19 protein-coding genes and 2 tRNA genes are annotated in these 22,115 nt (G+C 38.6%); 15 read left to right on the top strand and 6 right to left on the bottom strand.

The genetic code is table 11. The annotated features are described in order from the left end of the window. Window positions 1-25 precede the first annotated feature (25 nt). From V6W77_RS04480 to V6W77_RS04465, 4 genes are all read left to right on the top strand, one after another. Entirely contained in the window at window positions 26-817 is a 792-nt protein-coding gene (locus V6W77_RS04480; RefSeq protein ID WP_025235913.1) for an enoyl-ACP reductase FabI, read from the top strand. Window positions 818-908: 91 nt separating this feature from the next. Continuing rightward, complete coding sequence (locus V6W77_RS04475; RefSeq protein WP_334253912.1) at window positions 909-2,885, top strand: exoribonuclease II; 1,977 nt, start codon at window positions 909-911, stop codon at window positions 2,883-2,885. A 53-nt stretch (window positions 2,886-2,938) separates the two neighbouring features. Beyond that, window positions 2,939-3,751, top strand: a complete 813-nt coding sequence (apaH, locus tag V6W77_RS04470) for a bis(5'-nucleosyl)-tetraphosphatase (symmetrical) ApaH (RefSeq protein ID WP_334253911.1) — start codon at window positions 2,939-2,941, stop codon at window positions 3,749-3,751. A gap of 63 nt (window positions 3,752-3,814) precedes the next feature. Next, window positions 3,815-3,891 (top strand) — tRNA-Val (locus V6W77_RS04465). A gap of 58 nt (window positions 3,892-3,949) precedes the next feature. On the opposite strand, the gene V6W77_RS04460 is transcribed toward V6W77_RS04465, so the two are convergent. The 4 genes from V6W77_RS04460 to V6W77_RS04445 form a co-directional block, all read right to left on the bottom strand. Continuing rightward, window positions 3,950-4,555, bottom strand: a complete 606-nt coding sequence (locus tag V6W77_RS04460) for a DedA family protein (protein WP_334253910.1) — start codon at window positions 4,553-4,555, stop codon at window positions 3,950-3,952. 1 nt (window position 4,556) lies between these two features. Next, on the bottom strand, window positions 4,557-5,573 hold the full coding sequence (gene purR / locus V6W77_RS04455; protein ID WP_334253909.1) for an HTH-type transcriptional repressor PurR: 1,017 nt from the start codon (window positions 5,571-5,573) through the stop codon (window positions 4,557-4,559). Window positions 5,574-5,738: 165 nt separating this feature from the next. Beyond that, window positions 5,739-6,467, bottom strand: a complete 729-nt coding sequence (gene cmoA, locus V6W77_RS04450; RefSeq protein ID WP_334253908.1) for a carboxy-S-adenosyl-L-methionine synthase CmoA — start codon at window positions 6,465-6,467, stop codon at window positions 5,739-5,741. A 3-nt stretch (window positions 6,468-6,470) separates the two neighbouring features. Then, window positions 6,471-7,253 (bottom strand): alpha/beta fold hydrolase, encoded by a 783-nt coding sequence (locus V6W77_RS04445; RefSeq protein ID WP_334253907.1) that lies wholly within the window; start codon window positions 7,251-7,253, stop codon window positions 6,471-6,473. 118 nt (window positions 7,254-7,371) lie between these two features. Here V6W77_RS04445 and seqA point away from each other — a divergent pair, with 118 nt between their 5' ends. From seqA to V6W77_RS04405, 8 genes are all read left to right on the top strand, one after another. Next, window positions 7,372-7,941, top strand: a complete 570-nt coding sequence (gene seqA / locus V6W77_RS04440) for a replication initiation negative regulator SeqA (RefSeq protein ID WP_283385940.1) — start codon at window positions 7,372-7,374, stop codon at window positions 7,939-7,941. A 17-nt stretch (window positions 7,942-7,958) separates the two neighbouring features. Next, window positions 7,959-9,392 (top strand): o-succinylbenzoate--CoA ligase, encoded by a 1,434-nt coding sequence (gene menE / locus V6W77_RS04435; RefSeq protein ID WP_334253906.1) that lies wholly within the window; start codon window positions 7,959-7,961, stop codon window positions 9,390-9,392. Continuing rightward, complete coding sequence (mscK, locus tag V6W77_RS04430; protein WP_283385942.1) at window positions 9,385-12,768, top strand: mechanosensitive channel MscK; 3,384 nt, start codon at window positions 9,385-9,387, stop codon at window positions 12,766-12,768. The genes menE and mscK overlap by 8 nt, the downstream gene beginning before the upstream one ends. Window positions 12,769-12,770: 2 nt before the next feature. Next, window positions 12,771-13,853: a chorismate synthase gene (gene aroC, locus V6W77_RS04425; protein ID WP_334253905.1), complete on the top strand. Its 1,083-nt coding sequence runs from the start codon at window positions 12,771-12,773 to the stop codon at window positions 13,851-13,853. 91 nt (window positions 13,854-13,944) lie between these two features. Continuing rightward, a complete protein-coding gene (gene mepA / locus V6W77_RS04420; protein ID WP_334253904.1) occupies window positions 13,945-14,772 on the top strand; it encodes a penicillin-insensitive murein endopeptidase in 828 nt (275 codons plus the stop codon). A 73-nt stretch (window positions 14,773-14,845) separates the two neighbouring features. Continuing rightward, window positions 14,846-16,765 (top strand): DNA topoisomerase III, encoded by a 1,920-nt coding sequence (locus tag V6W77_RS04415; protein ID WP_334253903.1) that lies wholly within the window; start codon window positions 14,846-14,848, stop codon window positions 16,763-16,765. Window positions 16,766-16,872: 107 nt separating this feature from the next. Beyond that, entirely contained in the window at window positions 16,873-17,199 is a 327-nt protein-coding gene (gene secG, locus V6W77_RS04410) for a preprotein translocase subunit SecG (RefSeq protein WP_025235881.1), read from the top strand. Between the two features lie 18 nt (window positions 17,200-17,217). After that, window positions 17,218-17,303 (top strand) — tRNA-Leu (locus V6W77_RS04405). Between the two features lie 108 nt (window positions 17,304-17,411). On the opposite strand, the gene V6W77_RS04400 is transcribed toward V6W77_RS04405, so the two are convergent. Both V6W77_RS04400 and gap read right to left on the bottom strand, forming a co-directional pair. Then, window positions 17,412-17,771 (bottom strand): hypothetical protein, encoded by a 360-nt coding sequence (locus V6W77_RS04400; protein ID WP_334253902.1) that lies wholly within the window; start codon window positions 17,769-17,771, stop codon window positions 17,412-17,414. A 221-nt stretch (window positions 17,772-17,992) separates the two neighbouring features. Continuing rightward, window positions 17,993-18,997 (bottom strand): type I glyceraldehyde-3-phosphate dehydrogenase, encoded by a 1,005-nt coding sequence (gene gap, locus V6W77_RS04395; protein WP_025235879.1) that lies wholly within the window; start codon window positions 18,995-18,997, stop codon window positions 17,993-17,995. A gap of 219 nt (window positions 18,998-19,216) precedes the next feature. Here gap and msrB point away from each other — a divergent pair, with 219 nt between their 5' ends. The 3 genes from msrB to cls all read left to right on the top strand — a co-directional run bounded on the left by msrB (window position 19,217) and on the right by cls (window position 22,062). Further along, on the top strand, window positions 19,217-19,612 hold the full coding sequence (gene msrB, locus V6W77_RS04390; RefSeq protein WP_334229339.1) for a peptide-methionine (R)-S-oxide reductase MsrB: 396 nt from the start codon (window positions 19,217-19,219) through the stop codon (window positions 19,610-19,612). An 85-nt stretch (window positions 19,613-19,697) separates the two neighbouring features. Next, entirely contained in the window at window positions 19,698-20,552 is an 855-nt protein-coding gene (locus V6W77_RS04385) for an endonuclease/exonuclease/phosphatase family protein (protein ID WP_334253901.1), read from the top strand. A gap of 28 nt (window positions 20,553-20,580) precedes the next feature. Continuing rightward, complete coding sequence (gene cls / locus V6W77_RS04380; protein WP_025235876.1) at window positions 20,581-22,062, top strand: cardiolipin synthase; 1,482 nt, start codon at window positions 20,581-20,583, stop codon at window positions 22,060-22,062. The last annotated feature ends 53 nt before the right edge of the window (window positions 22,063-22,115 follow it).

Genomic DNA, 22,115 nt, shown 5'->3' with positions numbered 1-22,115 from the left:
GATTAATACAAATAGAGGAATTTTTATGGGTATCTTAACTGGCAAACGCATTTTAGTAACAGGTTTAGCAAGTAACCGTTCAATCGCTTACGGTATTGCAAATGCAATGAAGCAACAAGGTGCGGAATTAGCTTTCACCTACTTAAACGATAAATTAAAACCACGTGTTGAAGAGTTTGCCAAAGAATTTGGTTCAGACATCGTACTTCCATTAGATGTAGCAACCGATGAAAGCATCACAGAATGCTTCACTGAATTAAGCAAACATTGGGAAAAATTTGACGGTTTCGTTCACGCAATCGCATTCGCCCCGGGCGACCAATTAGACGGTGATTATGTAAACGCTGCCACCCGTGAAGGCTACCGCATTGCTCACGACATCAGTGCATACAGCTTTGTGGCAATGGCTCAAGCTGCACGCCCATTCTTAAATGAAAACGCTGCATTATTAACTTTAACCTACTTAGGTGCAGAGCGTGCAATTCCGAACTACAACGTAATGTGTTTGGCAAAAGCATCATTAGAAGCGGCAACTCGTGTAATGGCAGCGGATTTAGGTAAAGATGGCATTCGTGTAAATGCAATTTCAGCAGGTCCGATCCGCACATTAGCGGCATCAGGTATCAAAAACTTCAAGAAAATGCTTGCTGCATTTGAGAAAACTGCCGCTTTACGCCGTACCGTTACTATCGATGATGTGGGTAATTCAGCTGCGTTCTTATGCTCAGATTTATCATCAGGTGTAACAGGCGAAGTATTACACGTTGATGCAGGCTTCAGTGTAATGGCAATGGGCGAATTAGGCGAAGAAGAATAATTTGCAAAAAATTAAAAAAATGTAACCGCTTGTCCCTCTTTCCGGAATTTTCTTGAAAGAGGGCTTGTTTATTTATAAAAGAATTCAAAATATGTTTCAAGACAATCCTCTTTTAGCTCAACTCAAACAACAAATTGAAGCAAGCAAAGAATATGTAGAAGGCACAGTTAAAGCCTCTGATAAAGCATTTGGTTTTTTAGAATGCGATAAAAAAAGCTATTTCATTCCACCGATGGAAATGAAAAAAATAATGCACGGCGATTTAGTCAAAGCGGTGGTAAAACGTGATGGCGATAAAGAACAAGTAGAAATTGACTCCCTGCTTGAACCTATGCTTGACAGATTTATTGCTCAAGTGCGTTTAAATAAAGAAGGAAAATTGCAATTAGCAGTCGATCACCCAAGCATCAAGCAAAATATCCCTGCGAATACACACAAAAAAGTAACCGAAAAATTAGAAAATGGCGATTGGGTTGTTGCACAACTTAAAACACACCCTTTGCGTGATGACCGTTTTTTCTTTGCCCAAGTAACTCAATTTATTTGTAAAGAGGGCGATAATTTTGCCCCTTGGTGGGTAACACTCGCACGCCACGAGCAGCCTCGTGAACCTGTTGCCAATGAAAAAAGCTACGAATTGCACGATGAATTAGCCCGTGAAGATTTAACTCATCTTTACTTCACCACGATCGATAGCCCAAGCACACAAGATATGGACGATGCATTATACATTGAGCCAATCAAAGAAAATGATGTTCAAACTGGCTGGCGTTTAGTCGTAGCGATTGCTGATCCAACTGCTTATATCCCTGAAAATTCTAACATCGAGAAAGCGGCTCGCCAACGCTGTTTCACAAACTATTTACCGGGCTTTAATATTCCAATGTTACCGCGTGAGTTATCTGATGATCTCTGTTCGCTTGTGCCAAATGAAAAACGCCCGGCATTAGTTTCTTTTATTGAAACGGATTTGGAAGGCAACTTCACTAAAGATGCAACCTTTACCTCTGCTTGGATTGAGTCAAAAGACAGGCTGGCTTATGACAATGTATCTGACTACCTTGAAGGTGCAACAAATGCGTGGCAACCAGAGTCAGAAGAAACCAAACAACAAATCGACTTATTACATCAATTTACGCAAGCCCGTATTCAATGGCGTGCCAAAAATGCCCTTTTATTCAAAGAGCAAGGCGATTATACCTTTGAATTAAATGAAGATGGCTCGGTGAAAGACATTCACATTGAATATCGTCGCATTGCAAATCAGATGATTGAAGAATCAATGATTATCGCCAATATCAGTTGTGCCAAATTCTTAAGCCAGAACGCACAAACAGGTGTATTTAACACTCACTCAGGTTTTGATCCGAAAAACTATGAATTGGTAAAATCATTTTTGCTTCAAACCTTAGCGACAGATGAAAATCGTGATGAACTAGCGGAACGCTACTCAGCAGAATGTTTAGCAACACTAGAAGGCTATTGTGAAATGCAGCGTGATATTCAAGATTTCCCGGAAAAATTCTTAGAACTTCGCTTACGCCGCTATCTCACTTTTGCAGAATTTAAATCTGAGGTTGCTCCACATTTTGGCTTAGGTATCAGCCACTATGCCACTTGGACATCACCAATCCGTAAATATGGCGATATGGTAAACCATCGCTTAATCAAACAAGTGTTATTAGGCAGACAAGCCTCAGCTGTGGAAGAAAGCGTACTCACTCGTTTGCAAGAAGCCCGTCGCCAAAATCGCTTGGTGGAACGTGATATTGCCGATTGGCTCTACGCCCGCTACTTGTTCCCAATGGTAGAACAAGCGGTCGAATTTGAGTGTGAAATTGCAGATGTTTCTCGTGGTGGCTTACGTGCCAAAGTCATTCAAAATGGGGCTCAAATTTTTGTTCCATTCTCAACGTTACACGACAATAAAGATGAAATGGAATACCGCCAAGAAGAACTGGCAATTTACATCAAAGGCGAAAAAGCCTATCAAATCGGGCAAGAGGTTAAAGTGAAACTCACCGAAGTTCGCTTAGAAACACGTTCGATTGTAGGGAATATCATCTAAACTTGTAAGGGCTAATAGCAATTAGCCCTTACCCTATTTTGGGGAAATCACTAATGGCAACCTATATCGTTGGCGACTTACACGGCTGCTTTAACGAATTCCAACTTTTATTAGAAAAAGTGAATTATGACCCTAAGCAAGACGAACTTTTTTTAACGGGCGATTTAGTTGCCCGTGGCGAAGATTCTCTCGTTTGCCTTCGTTTTGTAAAAGATCCTGCCAACAATGCTAAAACTGTTTTAGGCAATCACGATTTACATTTACTTGCTACGTTACTCGGTATAAAACGAGTAAAGCCGAACGATAAAGTCGATCCTATTTTTCAAGCAGAAGATCGCCTTGAATTGCAAAATTGGCTGAGAAATCAACCGCTTGCAATCTATCATCCAACCCATAAATTTCTGCTCGTTCACGCTGGTATTAGCCCGGAATGGGATTTAGCAACCACATTAAATTGTGCTAAAGAAGCCGAAACTTTGCTGCAAAGTTCACAATACGCCAATTATATCGCCCAAATGTATGAAAATAATCCTCAACGTTGGTCTGATGAATTACAAGGCATTGAACGCTGGCGTTATATCATCAATGTATTTACTCGTATGCGTTTTTGCTACACTGACAAGCGGTTAGATTTTGAATGTAAATTACCAGTTGAAGAAGCTCCTAAAGAACTTGTAGCTTGGTTTGAATTAGATAACCCACTCTATAAAAAGCAAGAAATTATTTTTGGACATTGGGCAAGTTTAATGGGGAAATGCTTTTATCCAAACATTCACGCTTTAGATACAGGCTGTGCGTGGGGAAGCCATTTAACAATGCTCCGCTGGGAAGATAAACAAATTTTCACGCAAAAGCGTTTAAAATAAAAGCATTCAAGAAAAAGCATATTGCATAGCACTATTTTTTCCAATAGAATGCATCCCATCAATGCGACTATAGCTCAGTTGGTTAGAGCACCACCTTGACATGGTGGGGGTCACTGGTTCGAGTCCAGCTAGTCGCACCATTAATTCCAAAACAAAAGGCTATCAAATTTGATAGCCTTTTGCCGTTTTAGTCTGTGTTTATTTTGCTGATTTTGCCTTTTTCTTTCTATACCATTGCCAGCCGAAGAACAAAATAACAATACCAAGAATGGCAAAAATAGCGTGTTGCCCATTACTAACTTGCTCTTTTAACCAATCTAAGTTAGATGCACCATAATCACCTAAATAGACCCAAATTGGAACAGAAATAATTGCGGCAAAGAAATCAACGAGTAAGAACTTTCCAAAGCTGACTTTTCTCGTAATTCCTGATACTAGATAAACGACTGCTCGTAAACCCGGTAAAAAGCGAGCCATAAACAGTAATTTCAGACCCTGTGTTTCAAAACGTTCTTGCACCATAGCAAACCGCTCGGGCGTAGCAATCTTTCGAATAAACGGAAATTGTAGAATTTTTTCGCCATAGATTCTGCCTAACCAATACATCGTACTATCGCCAATAAGTACGCCTAGCATACTGACAACAAGCATCCAATGCACATTGGTATAACCTAACCCTGAAATTACCCCTCCTGAAACTAAAGTTATATCTTCCGGGATCGGTAAACCAAAACCACACGCAAGTAAAACCAGAAATACCGCCCAGTATCCATAGCTACTAAAAAACTCAATTAACGTTTCCATATTACTCCTTAATTGTTAAATTTCTTACTGATTTGCGTTTTACTAATTCAGGGAAGAACTCTAAAACTTTAGGTTCTTTTGCTTTTTCATTATTCTCTATACGCTCTAGTAATAGTTCTAAAGCAGCTGCTCCTAAACGTGATTTTGATTGATGTACTGTAGTTAGCGGTGGTGCATAAAAGCGAGAGCTATGCACATTATCATACCCGATCACAGAAATATCTTGCGGTACATTTAACCCTTTTTCGGTAATAGCTGAAATTGCCCCCAATGCCATCACATCGTTAAAGCAAAATACCGCTGTCGGTAATTCTTTATTTTTAAGGAGATTATTCATACACTCATAGCCGCCTTCCGGCTCGAAGTCGCCTTCTTGAATCCATTCAACTCGCAGAGGTAAACCCGCATCGGATAATGCTTTTTTTACCCCCTCGAAGCGAGTTCGTGCAATTTCTTTATCCAGATTACCTGTAATCACCGCAATCTCTTTATGTCCACTTTCAATTAAATATTGGGTAGCTAAATAACCGCCATCAAAACCGTGATCTAAAATCATATCAGCTCGAGAATCACTCATTCCCCAATCCATAATAACCTTTGGTATATTAGTCGTTTCAAAAATATCGAAGGAATTATCGGTATATTCAGAACACATTACTAAAATTCCGTCCACTCGTTTTTTAATTAGCATATCTAAGTGGTTTTCGATTTTTTCCGGTTTATTCTGGGTGTTACATAAAAATAGCGAATAGCCTTTACTGTAGCAAAATTCCTCTACTGCCAACACAATTTCTGCAAAAAATGGCGATTCACTGGTTGTGATGATCATACCAATAGATTTAGTGGTATTAATTTTTAAGCTACGAGCCACCGCACTAGGAGAATAATTTAATGTTTTAATTGCCTCCCAAACAGCTTTAGTGGTGTCTTCTGCCACAAAACGGGTTTTATTAATAACGTGTGAAACCGTTGTGGTTGAGACCCCAGCCTGCTTAGCGACATCTTTTATTGTTGCCATTCTCTTTTCCTCAAATTAAGTAAGGGTACATTATAACCGATTCTACCTAACTTTTGTTATAAAGAAAAAAATGAAGTACAAGCGGTTGTTATTTATCAAAAATTTGCAAAAAATAATTAAAAATTATTCACAATCCTTAAAAAGGATGCTTTTTGTTACCGCTTGTTAAGATTTAATTGCAATCATTGAGCCGAAATTAAAACATTGAAACCACAGTTCTATTTGTTCAAAGCCAGCTTCTTTTAAACGTTTTTTATGGGTGTCAATACTGTCTGTTCGCATCACATTTTCCAACGCATTACGCTTTTGGCTTACTTCTAATTCACTGTAGCCGTTTGCTCGTTTGAAAGTATGGTGAAGATCGATCAATAACTCATTCATCACATCACTTTCAAAAGTAAATTTTTCGGATAACACCAGAATCCCCTTCGGATTTAATCCTTGATAGATTTTTTGTAATAACGTGAGACGATCTTCTCTCGGTAGAAATTGTAGCGTGAAGTTTAACACTACCATTGAGGCATTCTTGATTTCAACTTGGCGAATATCATCAAGTAAAATCTCAACAGGAATATCAGACTGGTAAGCATTTAAATGCGTTTTGCAACGTTCAACCATCGGTTGTGAGTTATCCACCCCTATAATTTTTACATCTTGTGCTTTTATATTTCGGCGAATAGATAAAATTCCTGCCCCTCTTGAGCAGCCTAAATCATAAACTGTTGAATTATCTGTTACAAAGCGTTCCGCTAACATACCAATTGCAGTAATAATATTGGAATAACCCGGCACAGAACGTTGGATCATATCGGGGAAAACTTCCGCAACCGATTCATCAAAGGTAAAATCACCCAATTTTTCAATAGGTGCTGAAAATAAAGTATCTCTTTGCATTTTTTATTTCCCTAAAAATTTATTAATTGCTCGTACAACGGCTTCCGGTTTTTCAGCGTGAACCCAGTGATCGGCATTTGCCACAATAAAGGATTTCGCTTGCGGAAATTGTTTCAATATGGTTTCCGTATGCTCTGCCTGAATATAATCCGACAACGCTCCTTTAATAAAAAGCGTTGGTTTATCCACAAACACGCCATTCCAATCCATTAAATTTTGGTAATTTTGATGTAGTGCCGTTAAATTAAATCGGAAGGATTGTTCGCTTTGAGCATCAAAGGATTTCAGCATAAATTGCTGAACACCTTCATCTGGAATATGCTCTGCCATTATCAGTTTTGCTAGTTGCCGAGTTTGAGGCTTTGCCGCTTTTACCGCAAATAAGCCTTCAATAATCTGTTTATGGCGGTTTTGCGTATAGGTTACAGGGGCAATATCAATCACAATTAATTTATCAACCAATTCCGGAGCAAGATTAGCTAATGCCATCGCACTCTTACCCCCCATTGAATGCCCTACAATAATTGCATTTTGGATATTTTGTGCAATTAATAACGCTTTTAAATCTTGAGCAATCAAAGCATAATCCATTTCAGAGGAATGAAAAGATCCTCCGTGATTTCTGAGGTCCACTCTTAGCACAGCGTAATCTTCTGCAAACGATTTGGCAATAACACCTAAGTTATTCATATCACCAAATAACCCGTGTAAAAACACCATCGTTTGGGCGTTTGGTTTATTTGTAGGCGGTTGATAAAGAAAATTTAAACCTGATTTTTGTGTCATATAACTGTCTTTTTTAGCATAAATTTTCAAGCAAGATCCTCTATAAAAACGCAAAGAAATGCGTATAATAGCATACATAATTAATGCTATTTTATGTTTAAAAAGAATGAGGATCCCGATGAAAAGAATCGAAATTGATGATGAATTATATCAATATATTGCCAGTCGTACACAATCTATTGGTGAAACGGCATCAGATATCTTGCGTCGTTTACTAAGATTACCGCAATCGCCTCAGCCTTTTGTGTTAGTTCAAGAGCATATGATCAACGAGTTAAAAGAACTGGTTAAAACACCTTCTCGTGCAACAAGCAAAAAAGATGATTCAAATGCAGAGAAAACCGTCGCTAAATTGGAAGATATTTTAAAATCAGAACATTTTGTGAACGAAAATAAAAATGTTGTGCGTTTTATTATGTTATTAGCCGCATTATATCGCTCTAATCCTACCGCTTTTGCCAAAGCAACCGAAAATGTGCGTGGTAATGAACGCATCTATTTCTCTCAAAGTGAAGAAGAAATTTTAGCAACAGGCAGTGGTGTGAAAGCCAAACAAATTCCTGATTCGCCTTTTTGGGTGATTACCAATAATAATACGGCTCGCAAAGGGCTTATTTTAAAAGGCGTAATGGAATCTATGCAAGTGCCGACCAAACTGATTGAGCGTATTCAAGCCCTTTTTGTATAAAGCCTTTCATATAAGCAATGGTGCTTCACTCTTCTCTATTTCCTACTCAATTTTGGGCTGAAAACACAGCCCAAGATATTGCCGTTGTTAGGGAAAAGGGAAAAAACGATTATTTCCCCCACCTTCCGGCTCAACTGAGTTGGGCGGAATTTCAATATTTGCTTCAACAAGTTTGTTCTATTTTAAAAACTCAAAATGTTACTACTGAATGCTTAGTTGCTTACTGTGGTGTTAATCGTTTTTGCGGATTACTGACTTATTGTGCCACGCTTGCTCTAGGAGCAAAAATTTTAATGCTTAACCCGGCACAAACTCAACCACAACAGCAAGCTATCTTAGAGAAAACAAGCGTTGATGTTTTTATTACCGATGACACATTTGCAAATTTTCCAGCAAAAATGACCGCTTGTAGCCCGTTACCTCACCTTGATTTTGAACAACCTGCTACTCTCACCTTAACGTCTGGTTCAACAGGTATGCCTAAAGCGGTGGTGCATTCAATTTCTGCTCATTTATATAGTGCCGAAGGCGTGAGTGAATTGATGGAATTTGAAAAAACACATTCTTGGCTATTGAGCTTACCATTGTTCCACGTTTCAGGGCAAGGCATTGTATGGCGTTGGCTACTCAAAGGAGCAACGCTTTATGTGAATGAAAGCAAAGATGCCTTTTTTACTTTGCTTAAACAAGTCAGCCACGCCTCGCTTGTGCCAACACAATTACAACGCTATCTAGCTCAATTAGACTATCCGGTAAGTCAAAAATGTTTATTAGGTGGCACAGCTATTCCATCAGAACTTGTGGCTCAAGCCCAACAGAAAGGCATTACTACCTTTTCCGGTTATGGTATGACAGAAATGGCATCTACCATTTGTGCCGTAGAAAATGAGCTGGATAATGTGGGGTTCCCTTTAAAATACCGAGAAGTCAAACTGGAAAACAGCGAAGTTTGGGTAAGAGGTAAGCCACTGGCTTTAGGTTATTGGCAAAAAAGCCATTGTAAAAAAAATAGTAAAATTCGACCGCTTGTAAATGAACAGGGCTGGTTTGCCACCAAAGACAGGGGCGAATGGAACAGCAAAAAACAACTTGTAATAAAAGGGCGATTAGATAATATGTTCATTTCGGGTGGAGAGAATATTCAACCTGAAGAGATCGAACAGATCATTTTTCGATCTAATCTTGTGGAACAAGTGTTTGTTCTGCCGATTGATGATAATGAATTCGGGCAACGTCCGATTGCAATTGTACAATTCAAACAGCCTAATTTAGAACAAGAGGTTAATAAATTAAAAATTTGGTTGTCTGATAAGTTAGAGAAATTTAAACAGCCTGTTGCTTATTACTTGCTGGATATTGAACAATACCAAATGCAAGGGGCAATCAAAATTTCACGTAAACAATTACAACAAGATATACAGAATAAAAAAATAAAGGAAATCTATGCTTAAACCGATGTTAAAAACCGTTTTTCTCAGTTTGGGGCTGATATTCGCCACGAATAGCTCTGCCTTAGCTGAAATTCCGCTCCAAAAAGCAGTTCAAAGCCAACTTGATAATGCTAAAAAATTAGATCAAGCTGATGCAAACAATAAAGCCTTAGTTCAAACACTTGAGGATACCTTGTCGCTTCTCTCCCAAATTGAGAAACAAAAAGCGGACAATGAAGCATTGAGTAAATCTATTCAAGAATCTCAAAAAGCCTTAACTGCCAGTCAAAACAATCTTGAAAAATTGAAAGCGGTTGTCGTACCGAGCGTAGAAACTTTAACGCAAAAATCAACCACTGATTTACAAAAAGAACTCACTGCATCACAGGCTAAACTTGAAACGGTACAGCACGATTTAAGCCTAATCAATAATAATTTGGTCGCTCAAAATACTGCTCCTGACAAAGCTCAAACTGCATTAACTGAGATGGTAAAACGTAGGCAGGAAATTAATACCCAGCTTTCGACTGCCAATATTCAAAGCGAACTTCAAGCTAAGTTAGAAGCTGAGCTGGAACTCATTGAATTAAAAAACACCTATAACCAAGCATTACTAAATGGAAGTGATAGCTTAGCTGCGGTTTACTCTTCTCAACTAGAGGAAAAAAAGCAAGAACAGCAAAATCTACAAGCTGAAATTGCTAATTTACAAACAGCAATCAACAATCAGATTGTAGAAGAGTCTAAAAATAAATTAGAGCAAGCACAAGCGGTTCAAAATCAGCAAAATAATGCAACAGCTAACCCTATTATTTTGCGCGAATTGGATATAAACACAAAAGTTACACAAGAATTACTAAAACAAACGAAAGATATGACGCAATTATCACAAGATAATTTGCGTATTAAAAGTGTGCTTGATAACCTTCAACAAACCCAACGTAATATTGAAGAGCAAATTAGTTCATTACAAGGCACATTGGTGCTTTCTCGTATTATCAATAAACAAAAACAATCATTACCGCAAGATGAAATGATTTCGGGCATTTCTAAACAAATTACCGATTTGCGGGTGCGTGTTTTTGATATTACCGAGTTTAAAGATTCTTTCTCTAATATCAATGCCTATATTAGTAAATTGGAACAAGATGGTAAAACCACATTTACAGCTCAAGAAAAACAACAACTAACCACGATTTTGCAAGAGCGTTCAACAACTTTGTCTGAAATGATTAAGTCGTTAAACAATCAGCTTAATTTATTGATTAATATTGAATTGAACCAACAACAGGTTCAAACCATTAGTGATACGTTACAACAAAAACTGCAACAACAAAGTTTCTGGGTAAAAAGTAATAGCCCGATGGACTTAGAGTGGTTTAGTAAATTTATTGATGTCGTTCACTATCAAATTCTTGATATCGGTAAAAAACTCAACTTCTCAAATTGGCGTGATAATATTGTGCCGGCAGGTGTTTTAGTTACTATTTTATTATTACTTGCAACCTTTATTAACCGCCAAAAAGATAACATTAAGCAAAAGCTGCACCATATTAATAACCGATTAAAGATTGTTGCAACTGATAGCCAATGGAATACACCACTTGCTATTTTTTGGACTGTAGTGCTTTGCTTACCAAGTACATTTATTTTCTTAGCAGGGTTTATCGCCGTTACTTATATTTCATTAGAAAATCCACAAGAAGTCTGGGCTTGGGGATTAAAAATGGCGACTTATTGGCTTTACTTTGCTTTCTTAGTGGCGATGTTACGCCCTCACGGTATTGGGCATATCCATTTTAATATGCCGCAAAAAAGTAATGAAATTTTCCGAAATATTTTAAGACGCTCAGTTTGGTTAATTGCGTTATTGCTTAATACCTCTATTTTTACAAAATTAGAAACGGGTGTTTCTTACGATGTGCTTGGGCAAACAATGACAATCCTCGTCTTAATTTTAATGATCTGGATGATTGCCCCAGCCTTCAGGCAAGCTATTTCTACTTATGAAAATGTAACGCATCAAGAAACCAAAGAATCGAAAAGTATTCTTCTGACGATTGTGAAATTAGTCTTGCTCATTGCTCCGGTTGTTCTGATTATTCTTATTGTACTGGGTTATTACTACACAGCATTAGTGATTATTGAGCATTTAATTGCCTCCTATTTTGCAATTATTACTTGGATTATCGTCCGCAATGTTCTCTACCGTGCATTTTCTATTTCCGCACGTCGTCTTGCTTACAGACGTCTACAAGAAAAAAGAGAAGCGGCTGAAGCTAAAGCTCGTGCAAAGGCGGAACAAAATAATGAAAACCCGGATGGTGTGGAAATTCCGTTTGAGTTAAAAGAGGATTCTATTGCTGTAAGCGAAGTGAAAAACCAAATGTTGAAATTAACTGATTTCGTACTTTGGATTGGTTTATTCGTACTTCTCTACTGGGTGTGGTCAGATTTAATTACCGTTGCTCTCTACTTAGATGGCGTAACCTTGTGGCAGCAAAGTGTAACTACAGAAGCCGGCATTGTGATGGAATCTATCACGCTGCTGAATTTGCTTACTGCTATTCTCATTATTGTGGTGATGGTGGTGTTGATCAGAAACTTAGGCGGCTTACTCGAAGCCCTTATTTTCTCTCACTTCAAGTTATCGCAAGGTACACCCTATACAATTACCACGCTCTTAACCTATTTAATTATTGCGTTAGGAGCAATATTTGCCTTCGGTACATTAGGAGTATCTTGGAGTAAGCTCCAATGGTTACTCACCGCACTTTCCGTCGGTCTGGGTTTTGGTATGCAAGAAATCTTTGCAAACTTCGTTTCAGGTATTATCATCTTATTTGAACGCCCAATGCGTATTGGCGATACTATTACAATCGGCACATATAGTGGCACAGTCTCAAAAATTCGTATTCGAGCCACCACATTAGTTGATTTTGATGGTAAAGAAGTTATCGTACCAAACAAAGCTTTCGTAACCGAACGTTTGGTAAACTGGGCATTAAGCAGCACCGCAACCCGTATTATTGTTCAAGTTGGTGTTGCTTACGGATCTGATGTAGAGTTAGTTAAACGCTTGTTACTACAAGTAGCCGAAGAAAATCCGAAAGTGCTGAAAGATCCACAACCAAGAGCTTATTTCCTTACATTTGGGGCAAGCACATTGGATCACGAATTAAGGGCTTATGTGAATGATTTATCTGATCGTAACCCAACTATTGATGCACTCAATACGCGTATTCATCAGGTCTTTAATGAGCATAATATTGATATTGCATTTAACCAATTAGATGTTTATATCAAAAATAACGATACACAAGATGAAATTAAAGTAGGTTCAAAACGCTTTGATTTTGAACTACCTAATAACATAACAACAAAAGAAAAGGACTAAAAATGGCAGGCAACAGCATCGGACAATTATTTAAAGTAACCACTTTTGGCGAATCACACGGTATTGCATTAGGCTGTATCGTAGATGGTGTACCACCAAATATGGAATTAAGTGAAGCTGATTTACAGCCTGATTTAGACCGCCGTAAACCCGGTACTTCACGCTACACCACCCCTCGCCGAGAAGATGACGAAGTACAAATTTTATCGGGTGTGTTTGAAGGAAAAACAACCGGCACGAGCATTGGTTTAATCATTAAAAATGGCGATCAACGCTCGCAAGATTACGGCGATATTGCCGAAAAATTCAGACCGGGACACGCAGATTATACCTATCAACAAAAATACGGCATTCGTGATTATCGTGGTGGTGGTCGTTCATCTGCTCGTGAAACCGCAATGCGTGTTGCCGCAGGTGCTATTGCCAAAAAATATTTGCGTGAGCAATTCGGCATTGAAGTACGTGGCTATTTATCACAAATTGGTAATGTAAAAATTAACCCTAAAACAGTTGAGAATATTGAACAGATTGATTGGCAAGCTGTCAATAGTAATCCGTTCTTCTGCCCTGATCCTGTGGCGATTGAAGGCTTTGACACCTTAATTCGTGAGTTGAAAAAAGAGGGCGATTCCATTGGTGCAAAACTAACTGTAATTGCAGAAAATGTACCTGTTGGCTTAGGTGAGCCGGTGTTTGACCGCTTAGATGCCAATCTCGCCCACGCCTTAATGTCTATTAACGCGGTGAAAGCGGTCGAAATTGGCGATGGTTTTGCAGTGGTGGAACAACGTGGTAGTGAGCATCGTGATGAAATGACCCCTGAAGGTTTTTTATCTAACCACGCAGGTGGTATTTTAGGCGGGATCAGCTCTGGTCAGCCGATTATTGCAAACATTGCACTCAAGCCCACATCAAGCATTACTATTCCGGGTAAAAGCGTGAATAAAAATAATGAGCCTGTTGAAGTCGTTACTAAAGGCAGACACGATCCTTGTGTAGGCATTCGTGCTGTACCGATTGCAGAGGCTATGATGGCAATCGTCTTGTTAGATCATTTACTTAGATTTAAGGCTCAATGCCGCTAAACTAAGCTCAAGCGGTTGATTTCTTGCTCTTTTTTGCAAAAAAATCCCCAAATTTAACCGCTTGAATCACTTATATAAACTCGGAAAAACGATGAATTTACTTAAAACAGTCTTTATATCAAGCCTAGCAATCGTTGCTACCACAGCCAATGCAACCCAATGGGAAAAAATCAAAACCCCGGTGCAAGGTAAAGCTCAATCTATCGGTGGATACAGCAATGGTTGCATTATTGGAGCAGAGCCATTAGCTTTAAAAGGCGAGGGCTACCAAGTAATCCGTTCTGCAAGAAACCGCTATTACGGACATCCACAGTTGCTCGATTATCTCACCAACTTAGGGAAAAAAACGAAAGCAACAGGAATCCCGACTATTTTAATTGGCGATATGGGAATGCCTGCGGGCGGACGTTTTTCATCAGGACACGCATCTCACCAAACAGGGTTGGATGCCGATATTTGGTTAAGGTTTGGACCTATGGATGATGAAACCGCCAAAAATCCAGCCGGGCTAGCCACTATTATGGTTAATCGCAATACACAGCGAGTTGATGACAATTTATGGAATCAGCACCATACCCATTTAATTAAATTGGCAGCTTCAGACAGCCGAGTAGATCGTATTTTCGTAAACCCTGCGATTAAAGTAAAACTTTGCCAAACAGCAGGAAGTGATCGTGGCTGGTTGCGTAAAATCCGCCCTTGGTATGGACACGACTCGCATTTCCACATTCGCTTAACCTGCCCTGCTGATGCCGCAAGTTGTGAAAATCAAGCTCCTGTTCCAGCAGGCGATGGCTGTGGCGAAGAGCTTTACTCTTGGTTTGAGCCTAAACCGGATACAGGCACGCCAACTACAAAAGTATTACCCACACCACCTGTTCAGTGTCAGATGATTTTATCTGAACAAGGTTTAAATTAATTGCAAAACAACACCTTTTTTTAACCGCTTGTAAGCACAACAAGCGGTTAAATTTCTTGAAAGTTTTACTATTATGCGTTTATTTGTAGCCGAAAAACCCAGTCTTGCCAGAGCCATTGCTGATGTGTTGCCAAAACCACATACAAGAGGCGACGGCTTTATTCAATGCGGAGAACACGATACCGTAACGTGGTGTATTGGTCATCTATTAGAACAAGCCGAACCTGACGCCTATGACGAACGCTTTAAAATGTGGCGAATGGAACACTTGCCGATTGTGCCTGAACAATGGAAACTCATTCCCAAAAAAGAAACGCTAAAGCAATTTAAAATCGTCGAAAGGCTCATCAAGAAAGCCGATATTTTAGTGAATGCAGGCGACCCGGATCGTGAAGGGCAACTTTTGGTAGATGAAGTTTTTGGTTATCTCAATTTACCACCTGAACGTAAAAGCCAAATTCAACGTTGTTTAGTCAGCGACCTCAATCCAACTGCGGTAAGCCGTGCGATTGAAAAATTGCAAAAAAATAGTGATTTTATACCGCTTGCAACCTCTGCTCTTGCTCGTGCCAGAGCGGATTGGCTTTACGGCATTAATATGACAAGAGCTTATACACTACAAGGGCGTTGGGCTGGCTACAAGGGCGTATTATCTGTTGGTCGAGTGCAAACCCCTGTGTTGGGTTTAATCGTCCGCCGTGATCTGGAGATCGAAAACTTTATTCCAAAAGATTATTTTGAAGTTTTCGCTCATATTGTCGTGCCGGAAACACAAGAAAAATTCAAAGCTCAATGGCAACCGAGCAAAGCGTGCGAAGATTATCAAGACGAAGATGGGCGAGTGTTATCTAGTCCGCTTGCGGAAAATGTAGTAAAACGGATTATCAACCAACCTTCCAAAGTTATTGACTATCAAGACAAAATCGAAAAGGAAACAGCCCCACTTCCCTACTCGCTTTCTGTATTACAAATGGAGGCGGCAGGGAAATATGGGCTTTCTGCTCAAGCTGTACTTGATATTTGTCAGAAACTCTATGAAACACACAAGCTGATTACTTACCCTCGTTCAGATAATCGCTATTTACCGACAGAGCATTTTAATGATCGGTTTAAAGTAATGGCAGCTATAGCCCATCACCTGCCTGAATATCAAGAAAAACCGGAGGTTGTTGATCCTAATCGCCGTAATCGTTGCTGGAATGATAAAGAGGTCGAAGCACACCACGCGATAATCCCAACCTCTAGGCAAGGTACTGTACATTTAACGGAAAATGAAAAACGGATTTATCAGCTTATTGCCCGCCAGTATTTAATGCAATTTTGTCCTGATGCAGAATATCGCAAAAGCAAAATTGATCTTGAAATTGCGGGAGGGAAATTTACCGCTCAAGCTCGCAATTTAGCTGTTGCAGGTTGGAAAGCCTTGCTTGGTAAAGAAGATAATTTCGATGATGCAGAACCATTATTGCCTATTGTAAAAAAAGGACAGCTTTTACACTGTGAAAATGGCGAGATTATGAGCAAAAAAACACAACCGCCACGCCATTTTACTGATCGTAGTTTACTTTCTGCGATGACTGGCATTGCCCGTTTTGTACAAGATAAAGAATTGAAAAAAGTGCTAAGAGAAACAGACGGCTTAGGCACAGAAGCCACTCGTGCCGGTATTATCGAATTACTTTTTAAGCGTGGATTTTTAATCCGCAAAGGTAAAAATATTCACAGCACCGAGGCAGGCAGAACGCTGATTCACGCATTACCCGATTCCGCTACACAACCGGATATGACCGCCCATTGGGAAATGCAGCTTAACCAAATCAGTAAAAAAGAGACAAGTTATCAGCAATTTATGTTTGAGCTAAATCAACAACTACCCCATTTGTTACAAAGCCCAAATCGTCAAATTTTGCAAAATTTAGCGAAAATTACACCGCTTGCAGTCAACCCCAAAGCTCGTTATTCGAAAAAGACAGCACAAACTGTTGAAAATTAAATCAAGCGTTTAAAAATCAGCGTTTGCCTCTTGTCAAATAGGCGTAAATTCTATATTATTCACGCCATTGCAAATTTCGCATAAAGAATTATATAGAGAACAAATTAATGTTAATCAATGTTTTAACAATTGCTTATCTTGTTGTAGCCGTACTGCTTATCGCATTCGTATTAATGCAACAAGGTAAAGGAGCTGATGCCGGTGCATCTTTCGGTGCGGGTGCTTCAGCAACTGTTTTTGGTTCAGCAGGTTCTGCAAACTTCTTATCAAGAACAACTGCATTATTAGCAACAATCTTTTTCGCGATCAGCTTAGTAATCGGTAACTTAAGTTCAAATACAAAAGCACCAACAAGTCAATTTGAAGACTTAAGCCAAGTTGAACAAAAACAGGTTGAACCTGTAAAAACGGAAAATAGCGATATCCCTCAATAATCGCGTAAAAGAATAAAAGCTCTGGTGGTGGAATTGGTAGACACGCCATCTTGAGGGGGTGGTGGGCATAGCCCGTGCGAGTTCAAGTCTCGCCCAGAGCACCATTAAACTAAATTTAGCTCAACGAAGCTAAACTAAAAAACCTTAGAAAGCCTGTGAAATCAACGTTTGCAGGCTTTTTCTTATTTTCGGAATAATCAACCTATATTAAGCTATTTGGATCTGATATTTATTTCAATATCAAAAAGGTCTGTCGTTTTTCCCTCTTTATCTGTCCAACTTACTTTACCGGTAGCAATAGTGCTAATTTCATCATCAATATCATTTGGTGGTAGATGGCGTAGTTTATCTTGAACGACTGGACGTTTTAGTTCTTTTTCAAGCCATTCATTCAGCTCTTTTTCTTCTAAGTCTCGCGTTATTTCTTGGTTTTTACGCACTATCCAAGCAGCAAAGAAAGTGAAAAATACAACCACTAAAATTCCGGCATTTACCCAGCCTATCTTATTAAAGATTAAAATCGTAAAAAAGGTAATGATTAATAGCATAATAAAATAACAAAAATTACCCATTTTATTTTCCCCATAGTAGCCAACTTATGGCTCATATATAGCAATTTCGATTTCAAATTTCAATAAACTACCACTATAAATCAAAGAATTTCTTCAATTTCTTTTTCAATTTTACCGCTCGGGTTTATAAACCTAGAACGACATTAATAAAATATTACACAAAGCAAAAGGACCAAACTCTTTTCAGAATTTGGTCCTTAAATTTAGCTATAACTCATCAATTAACCTTTGTAGTTATATACGTGAGCAACTAAGTCTAATACTTTGTTTGAGTAACCAACTTCGTTATCGTACCAAGATACTAATTTAACGAATGTATCTGTTAATGCGATACCTGCTGCTGCATCGAATACAGAAGTTTCAGTCGCACCGTTGAAGTCTGTTGAAACTACAGCATCTTCTGTATAGCCTAATACGCCTTTCATTTCGTTTTCTGAAGCACGTTTGATTTCAGCACAGATTTCAGCATAAGTTGCCGGTTTTTCTAGGTTTACTGTTAAATCAACTACAGAAACGTTAGTTGTAGGAACACGGAAAGCCATACCGGTTAATTTACCGTTTAATGCAGGTAATACTTTACCTACTGCTTTCGCTGCACCGGTTGATGAAGGAATGATGTTTTGTGAAGCACCACGACCACCACGCCAGTCTTTCGCTGATGGACCATCTACAGTTTTTTGTGTCGCAGTTGTTGCGTGAACTGTAGTCATTAAGCCTTCTTTAATACCGAATTTATTGTGAATTACTTTCGCTAATGGTGCTAAGCAGTTTGTTGTACAAGAAGCATTAGAAACGATATCTTGACCTGCATACGCATCAAAGTTTACACCGTTTACGAACATAGGAGTTGCATCTTTAGATGGACCAGTTAAAACAACTTTTTTCGCACCTGCAGTGATGTGTTTACGAGCAGTTTCATCATCTAAGAATAAACCTGTTGCTTCAACTGCGATATCAACACCGATCTCGTCCCATTTTAAGTTAGCAGGATCACGCTCAGCAGTTACACGGATTGCTTTACCGTTTACTACTAATTGACCATCTTTAACTTCTACAGTACCGTCAAAACGACCGTGAGTTGAATCGTATTTCAGCATATAAGCCATATAATCAACATCGATTAAGTCGTTAATACCTACTACTTCAATGTCATCACGATGTTGTGCTGCACGGAAAACGATACGACCGATACGACCAAAGCCGTTAATACCAATTTTAATTGCCATAGATTTTTCTACCTATATTAAAGTTAAACAAAATTTGTTCTTTATGTACTACTAAAGATGTAGAGATTATAGCACATCTTTTCACTTTACTGACAAGCTAAAAGAACTCACTCAATATAACAGATAAATTTTTTGTGATCTATGTCAAATTTTGAAATTTATAACGATTTACAATGAAAAAAAAGTTACAATGTTTTTGATGATTTCAGGAGAAAAATAATGATTAAAGATATTAAAGACTTAACCGAACAGCAAATTGATATTTTAATAAATCACGGTACAGAACGCCCTTTTACAGGCAAGTTTTTAAATGAAAACCGTATTGGCATTTACCGTTGTGCAAGATGTCATCAAGAGCTCTTTCATTCTGATACTAAATTTGATGCGGGTTGTGGCTGGCCAAGTTTTTATCAAACAATTTCAGAAACATCATTACGCTATCTGGCTGATTACAGTTTCGGAATGCAACGGACCGAAATCCGTTGCGGAAATTGTGATTCCCATATGGGACACGTTTTTAACGATGGTCCGCCACCTACAGGATTACGTTTTTGCCTAAATTCTGTCGCATTAAATTTTAAATGGGCTGAAACAGGCGAGGAAATGGACGGCTAATTTTAGAGATACAAGCGGTTAAATTTGGGTAGCAATTTGCAAAAAACTATCTAAATTTAACCGCTTGTTTAACTGGCGATAAAATATGAAAAAACGCTTACTACTATTATTTTTTGTTTTATTAGGGAGTACTTTATTTTTGAACTACAGAAGTTTGAGCATTTACACTCCGCCCGAAGTTGTTTTTCAAGATTCTAAGAAAAGTATCTTCAAAGAAATGAAATTTTCTTCTTATTGGCAATGTTATCAAAATACCGGCATTACACCTGCCTCAAATAAACGTTTTCAGTTGCTTAATTGGAATATTCATAAAGGCAAAAATGCTAATTGGCAAGAAGATCTAAAGAAATTTACTGAGAAAAAAGATTTTGTGCTATTACAAGAGGCAACTTCGGGGCAACAGATTTCAAACTTACTTCCACAATTTGAAAGCTCTTTACATATTTTTGCGTTCCAGTATCAAGAGCAAAAATCAGGTATTCTCAATTTAAGCCGTTTAGATGCTGATCGCTATTGCCTAAATGGATCTCAAGAACCTTTGCTTAGATTGCCTAAACTGATGTCTGCAATGCGTTTTCCGTTTGAAAATGGCAAATCTTTGCTTATGATTAATGTACATTTAATTAATTTTGACTGGACGAACCATAGCTATCAGAAACAATTAGATGGCTTGAAAGAGCTTATCCAACAACATCAAGGTGCAATTGTTTTAGCAGGCGATTTCAATACTTGGAATGAAAAACGTAAAAAGAAGCTATTTGAATTAACGAATAAACTACAACTAACCGAAGTGCGAATCACACCCGATACTCGAACCACTGCGTTTGGTTATCCGATAGACTATATTTTTACTCGAGATATTATTGTACATTCAGCATCAAGCTATGCCGTGAAGAGTTCCGACCACAATCCGCTTGAGCTTGATTTTTCACTAAAATAGCATAAACCATTTTGATAAGGACTATCTTATGCCGTTTTCTTTTACTTGGAGTGGCGTTTTACTCCTGATTAACTTTCTGATTGTGCTAGTGTTTGCCACCAGAGTGTTATACACCCAGCGTAATATCGGTGCAGCAATTGCGTGGATCATCATTCTCTTCGTTTTACCCATAGGAGGAATTGTTCTTTACCTGTTGATCGGCGAACCTCGTGTCAGCAAACGCCGCCTTGCTCGAACCCAAAAAATGATCAAGTTCTATGATGAATTTGCAGAAGAATATTTACCTAGTGAACATTTCAACCCTGATGATCAAATTCCTTCCGCCTTTCGTGGCATTGAACGAATGGCAGAGAAAACCACTCGCTTGGGTGCAAGTGCGAATAATAGTATGAAGTTGCTCAGTACCACCGATGATATTTTGCATTCTATGATTGAGGATATCGAGCAAGCACAATACAGCTGCCTACTCGCCTTTTATATTGTAGAGCCTGAGGGCAAAATTAATAAGCTACTAGAAGCAATCAAAGCGGCGGCAGAACGTGGTGTGCATTGTGTGATTTTAGCTGATGATGTAGGAAGTGGTCCGTTCCTCAAAAGCGAATGGCGAGCAAAGCTAGAGCAAGTGGGTGTATTTATTCAAACGTCTCTACCTGTTGGGATTATGCAAACTATTTATGGGCGTAATGATTTGCGTAACCACCGTAAAATTTTAGTCATTGACTACCAAATTGGTTATACAGGAAGTTTTAACTTAATAGACCCTGTATTATTTAGAAAAGAGATTGGTATTGGCAGATGGTTTGATGTGATGATGCGTTGTACCGGTCCTGTTGTGCTTGAAATGGCAGCAGTTCTCTACGCCGATATTGCCGTAGAAGATGATGAAAACCTGCAAAAAGTAAAAGATTTCTTAAATCAACAGGCAAAGAAACACAATGGCTTAACACCACCTACTACCGGCAATGTTATTGCACAGGTCATTCCATCCGCTCCTGAACAAGAAGAAAGCATTATTTATGAAACCATTTTATGTGCAATTCATCTTGCAACCAAACGCATAGTAATTACTACCCCTTATTTTGTGCCAAATGAACCGCTATTATTGGCACTCACTACTGCCGCACGTAGAGGCGTTGATGTTACTTTAATTTTACCGAGAAAAAATGACTCAAAAATGGTGCATTATGCTTCAAGAGCTTACTTCCCGATGTTACTTAAAAACAATGTCAAAATCGCTCGTTTTGATGAAGGTATGCTTCATACTAAAACACTAGTGATTGATGATGAGTTCAGCCTATTCGGTACAGTAAATATGGATATGCGAAGTTTCTTCTTGAATTTAGAAATCAGCCTTGCTATTTATGATAAAGAAATGACTGAAGAGATTGCTCAACTTCAGCAAAAATACTTAGCACAAAGTGAATTGATTACGCCAAAAGGCTGGCGTTATCGCATCAAATTGTGGGGGTTAGTGGAAAACATTGTCAGATTGATGAGCCCACTACTCTAAATACAAGCGGTCAAAATCAGAACGTTTTTTGCAAATTTTTAACCGATTTTGAC

The organism is Mannheimia indoligenes (assembly GCF_036880405.1).
Classification (GTDB): domain Bacteria; phylum Pseudomonadota; class Gammaproteobacteria; order Enterobacterales; family Pasteurellaceae; genus Mannheimia; species Mannheimia indoligenes.
This window is presented reverse-complemented; position numbering and strand designations above follow the sequence as displayed.

Bases quoted from the DNA above. Each gene is read 5' to 3' on its own strand.
- V6W77_RS04480 (WP_025235913.1), top strand. From the start codon at position 26: ATGGGTATCTTAACTGGCAAACGCATTTTAGTAACAGGTTTAGCAAGT.
- V6W77_RS04475 (WP_334253912.1), top strand. From the start codon at position 909: ATGTTTCAAGACAATCCTCTTTTAGCTCAACTCAAACAACAAATTGAA.
- apaH (WP_334253911.1), top strand. From the start codon at position 2,939: ATGGCAACCTATATCGTTGGCGACTTACACGGCTGCTTTAACGAATTC.
- V6W77_RS04460 (WP_334253910.1), bottom strand. From the start codon at position 4,555: ATGGAAACGTTAATTGAGTTTTTTAGTAGCTATGGATACTGGGCGGTA.
- purR (WP_334253909.1), bottom strand. From the start codon at position 5,573: ATGGCAACAATAAAAGATGTCGCTAAGCAGGCTGGGGTCTCAACCACA.
- cmoA (WP_334253908.1), bottom strand. From the start codon at position 6,467: ATGCAAAGAGATACTTTATTTTCAGCACCTATTGAAAAATTGGGTGAT.
- V6W77_RS04445 (WP_334253907.1), bottom strand. From the start codon at position 7,253: ATGACACAAAAATCAGGTTTAAATTTTCTTTATCAACCGCCTACAAAT.
- seqA (WP_283385940.1), top strand. From the start codon at position 7,372: ATGAAAAGAATCGAAATTGATGATGAATTATATCAATATATTGCCAGT.
- menE (WP_334253906.1), top strand. From the start codon at position 7,959: ATGGTGCTTCACTCTTCTCTATTTCCTACTCAATTTTGGGCTGAAAAC.
- mscK (WP_283385942.1), top strand. From the start codon at position 9,385: ATGCTTAAACCGATGTTAAAAACCGTTTTTCTCAGTTTGGGGCTGATA.
- aroC (WP_334253905.1), top strand. From the start codon at position 12,771: ATGGCAGGCAACAGCATCGGACAATTATTTAAAGTAACCACTTTTGGC.
- mepA (WP_334253904.1), top strand. From the start codon at position 13,945: ATGAATTTACTTAAAACAGTCTTTATATCAAGCCTAGCAATCGTTGCT.
- V6W77_RS04415 (WP_334253903.1), top strand. From the start codon at position 14,846: ATGCGTTTATTTGTAGCCGAAAAACCCAGTCTTGCCAGAGCCATTGCT.
- secG (WP_025235881.1), top strand. From the start codon at position 16,873: ATGTTAATCAATGTTTTAACAATTGCTTATCTTGTTGTAGCCGTACTG.
- V6W77_RS04400 (WP_334253902.1), bottom strand. From the start codon at position 17,771: ATGGGTAATTTTTGTTATTTTATTATGCTATTAATCATTACCTTTTTT.
- gap (WP_025235879.1), bottom strand. From the start codon at position 18,997: ATGGCAATTAAAATTGGTATTAACGGCTTTGGTCGTATCGGTCGTATC.
- msrB (WP_334229339.1), top strand. From the start codon at position 19,217: ATGATTAAAGATATTAAAGACTTAACCGAACAGCAAATTGATATTTTA.
- V6W77_RS04385 (WP_334253901.1), top strand. From the start codon at position 19,698: ATGAAAAAACGCTTACTACTATTATTTTTTGTTTTATTAGGGAGTACT.
- cls (WP_025235876.1), top strand. From the start codon at position 20,581: ATGCCGTTTTCTTTTACTTGGAGTGGCGTTTTACTCCTGATTAACTTT.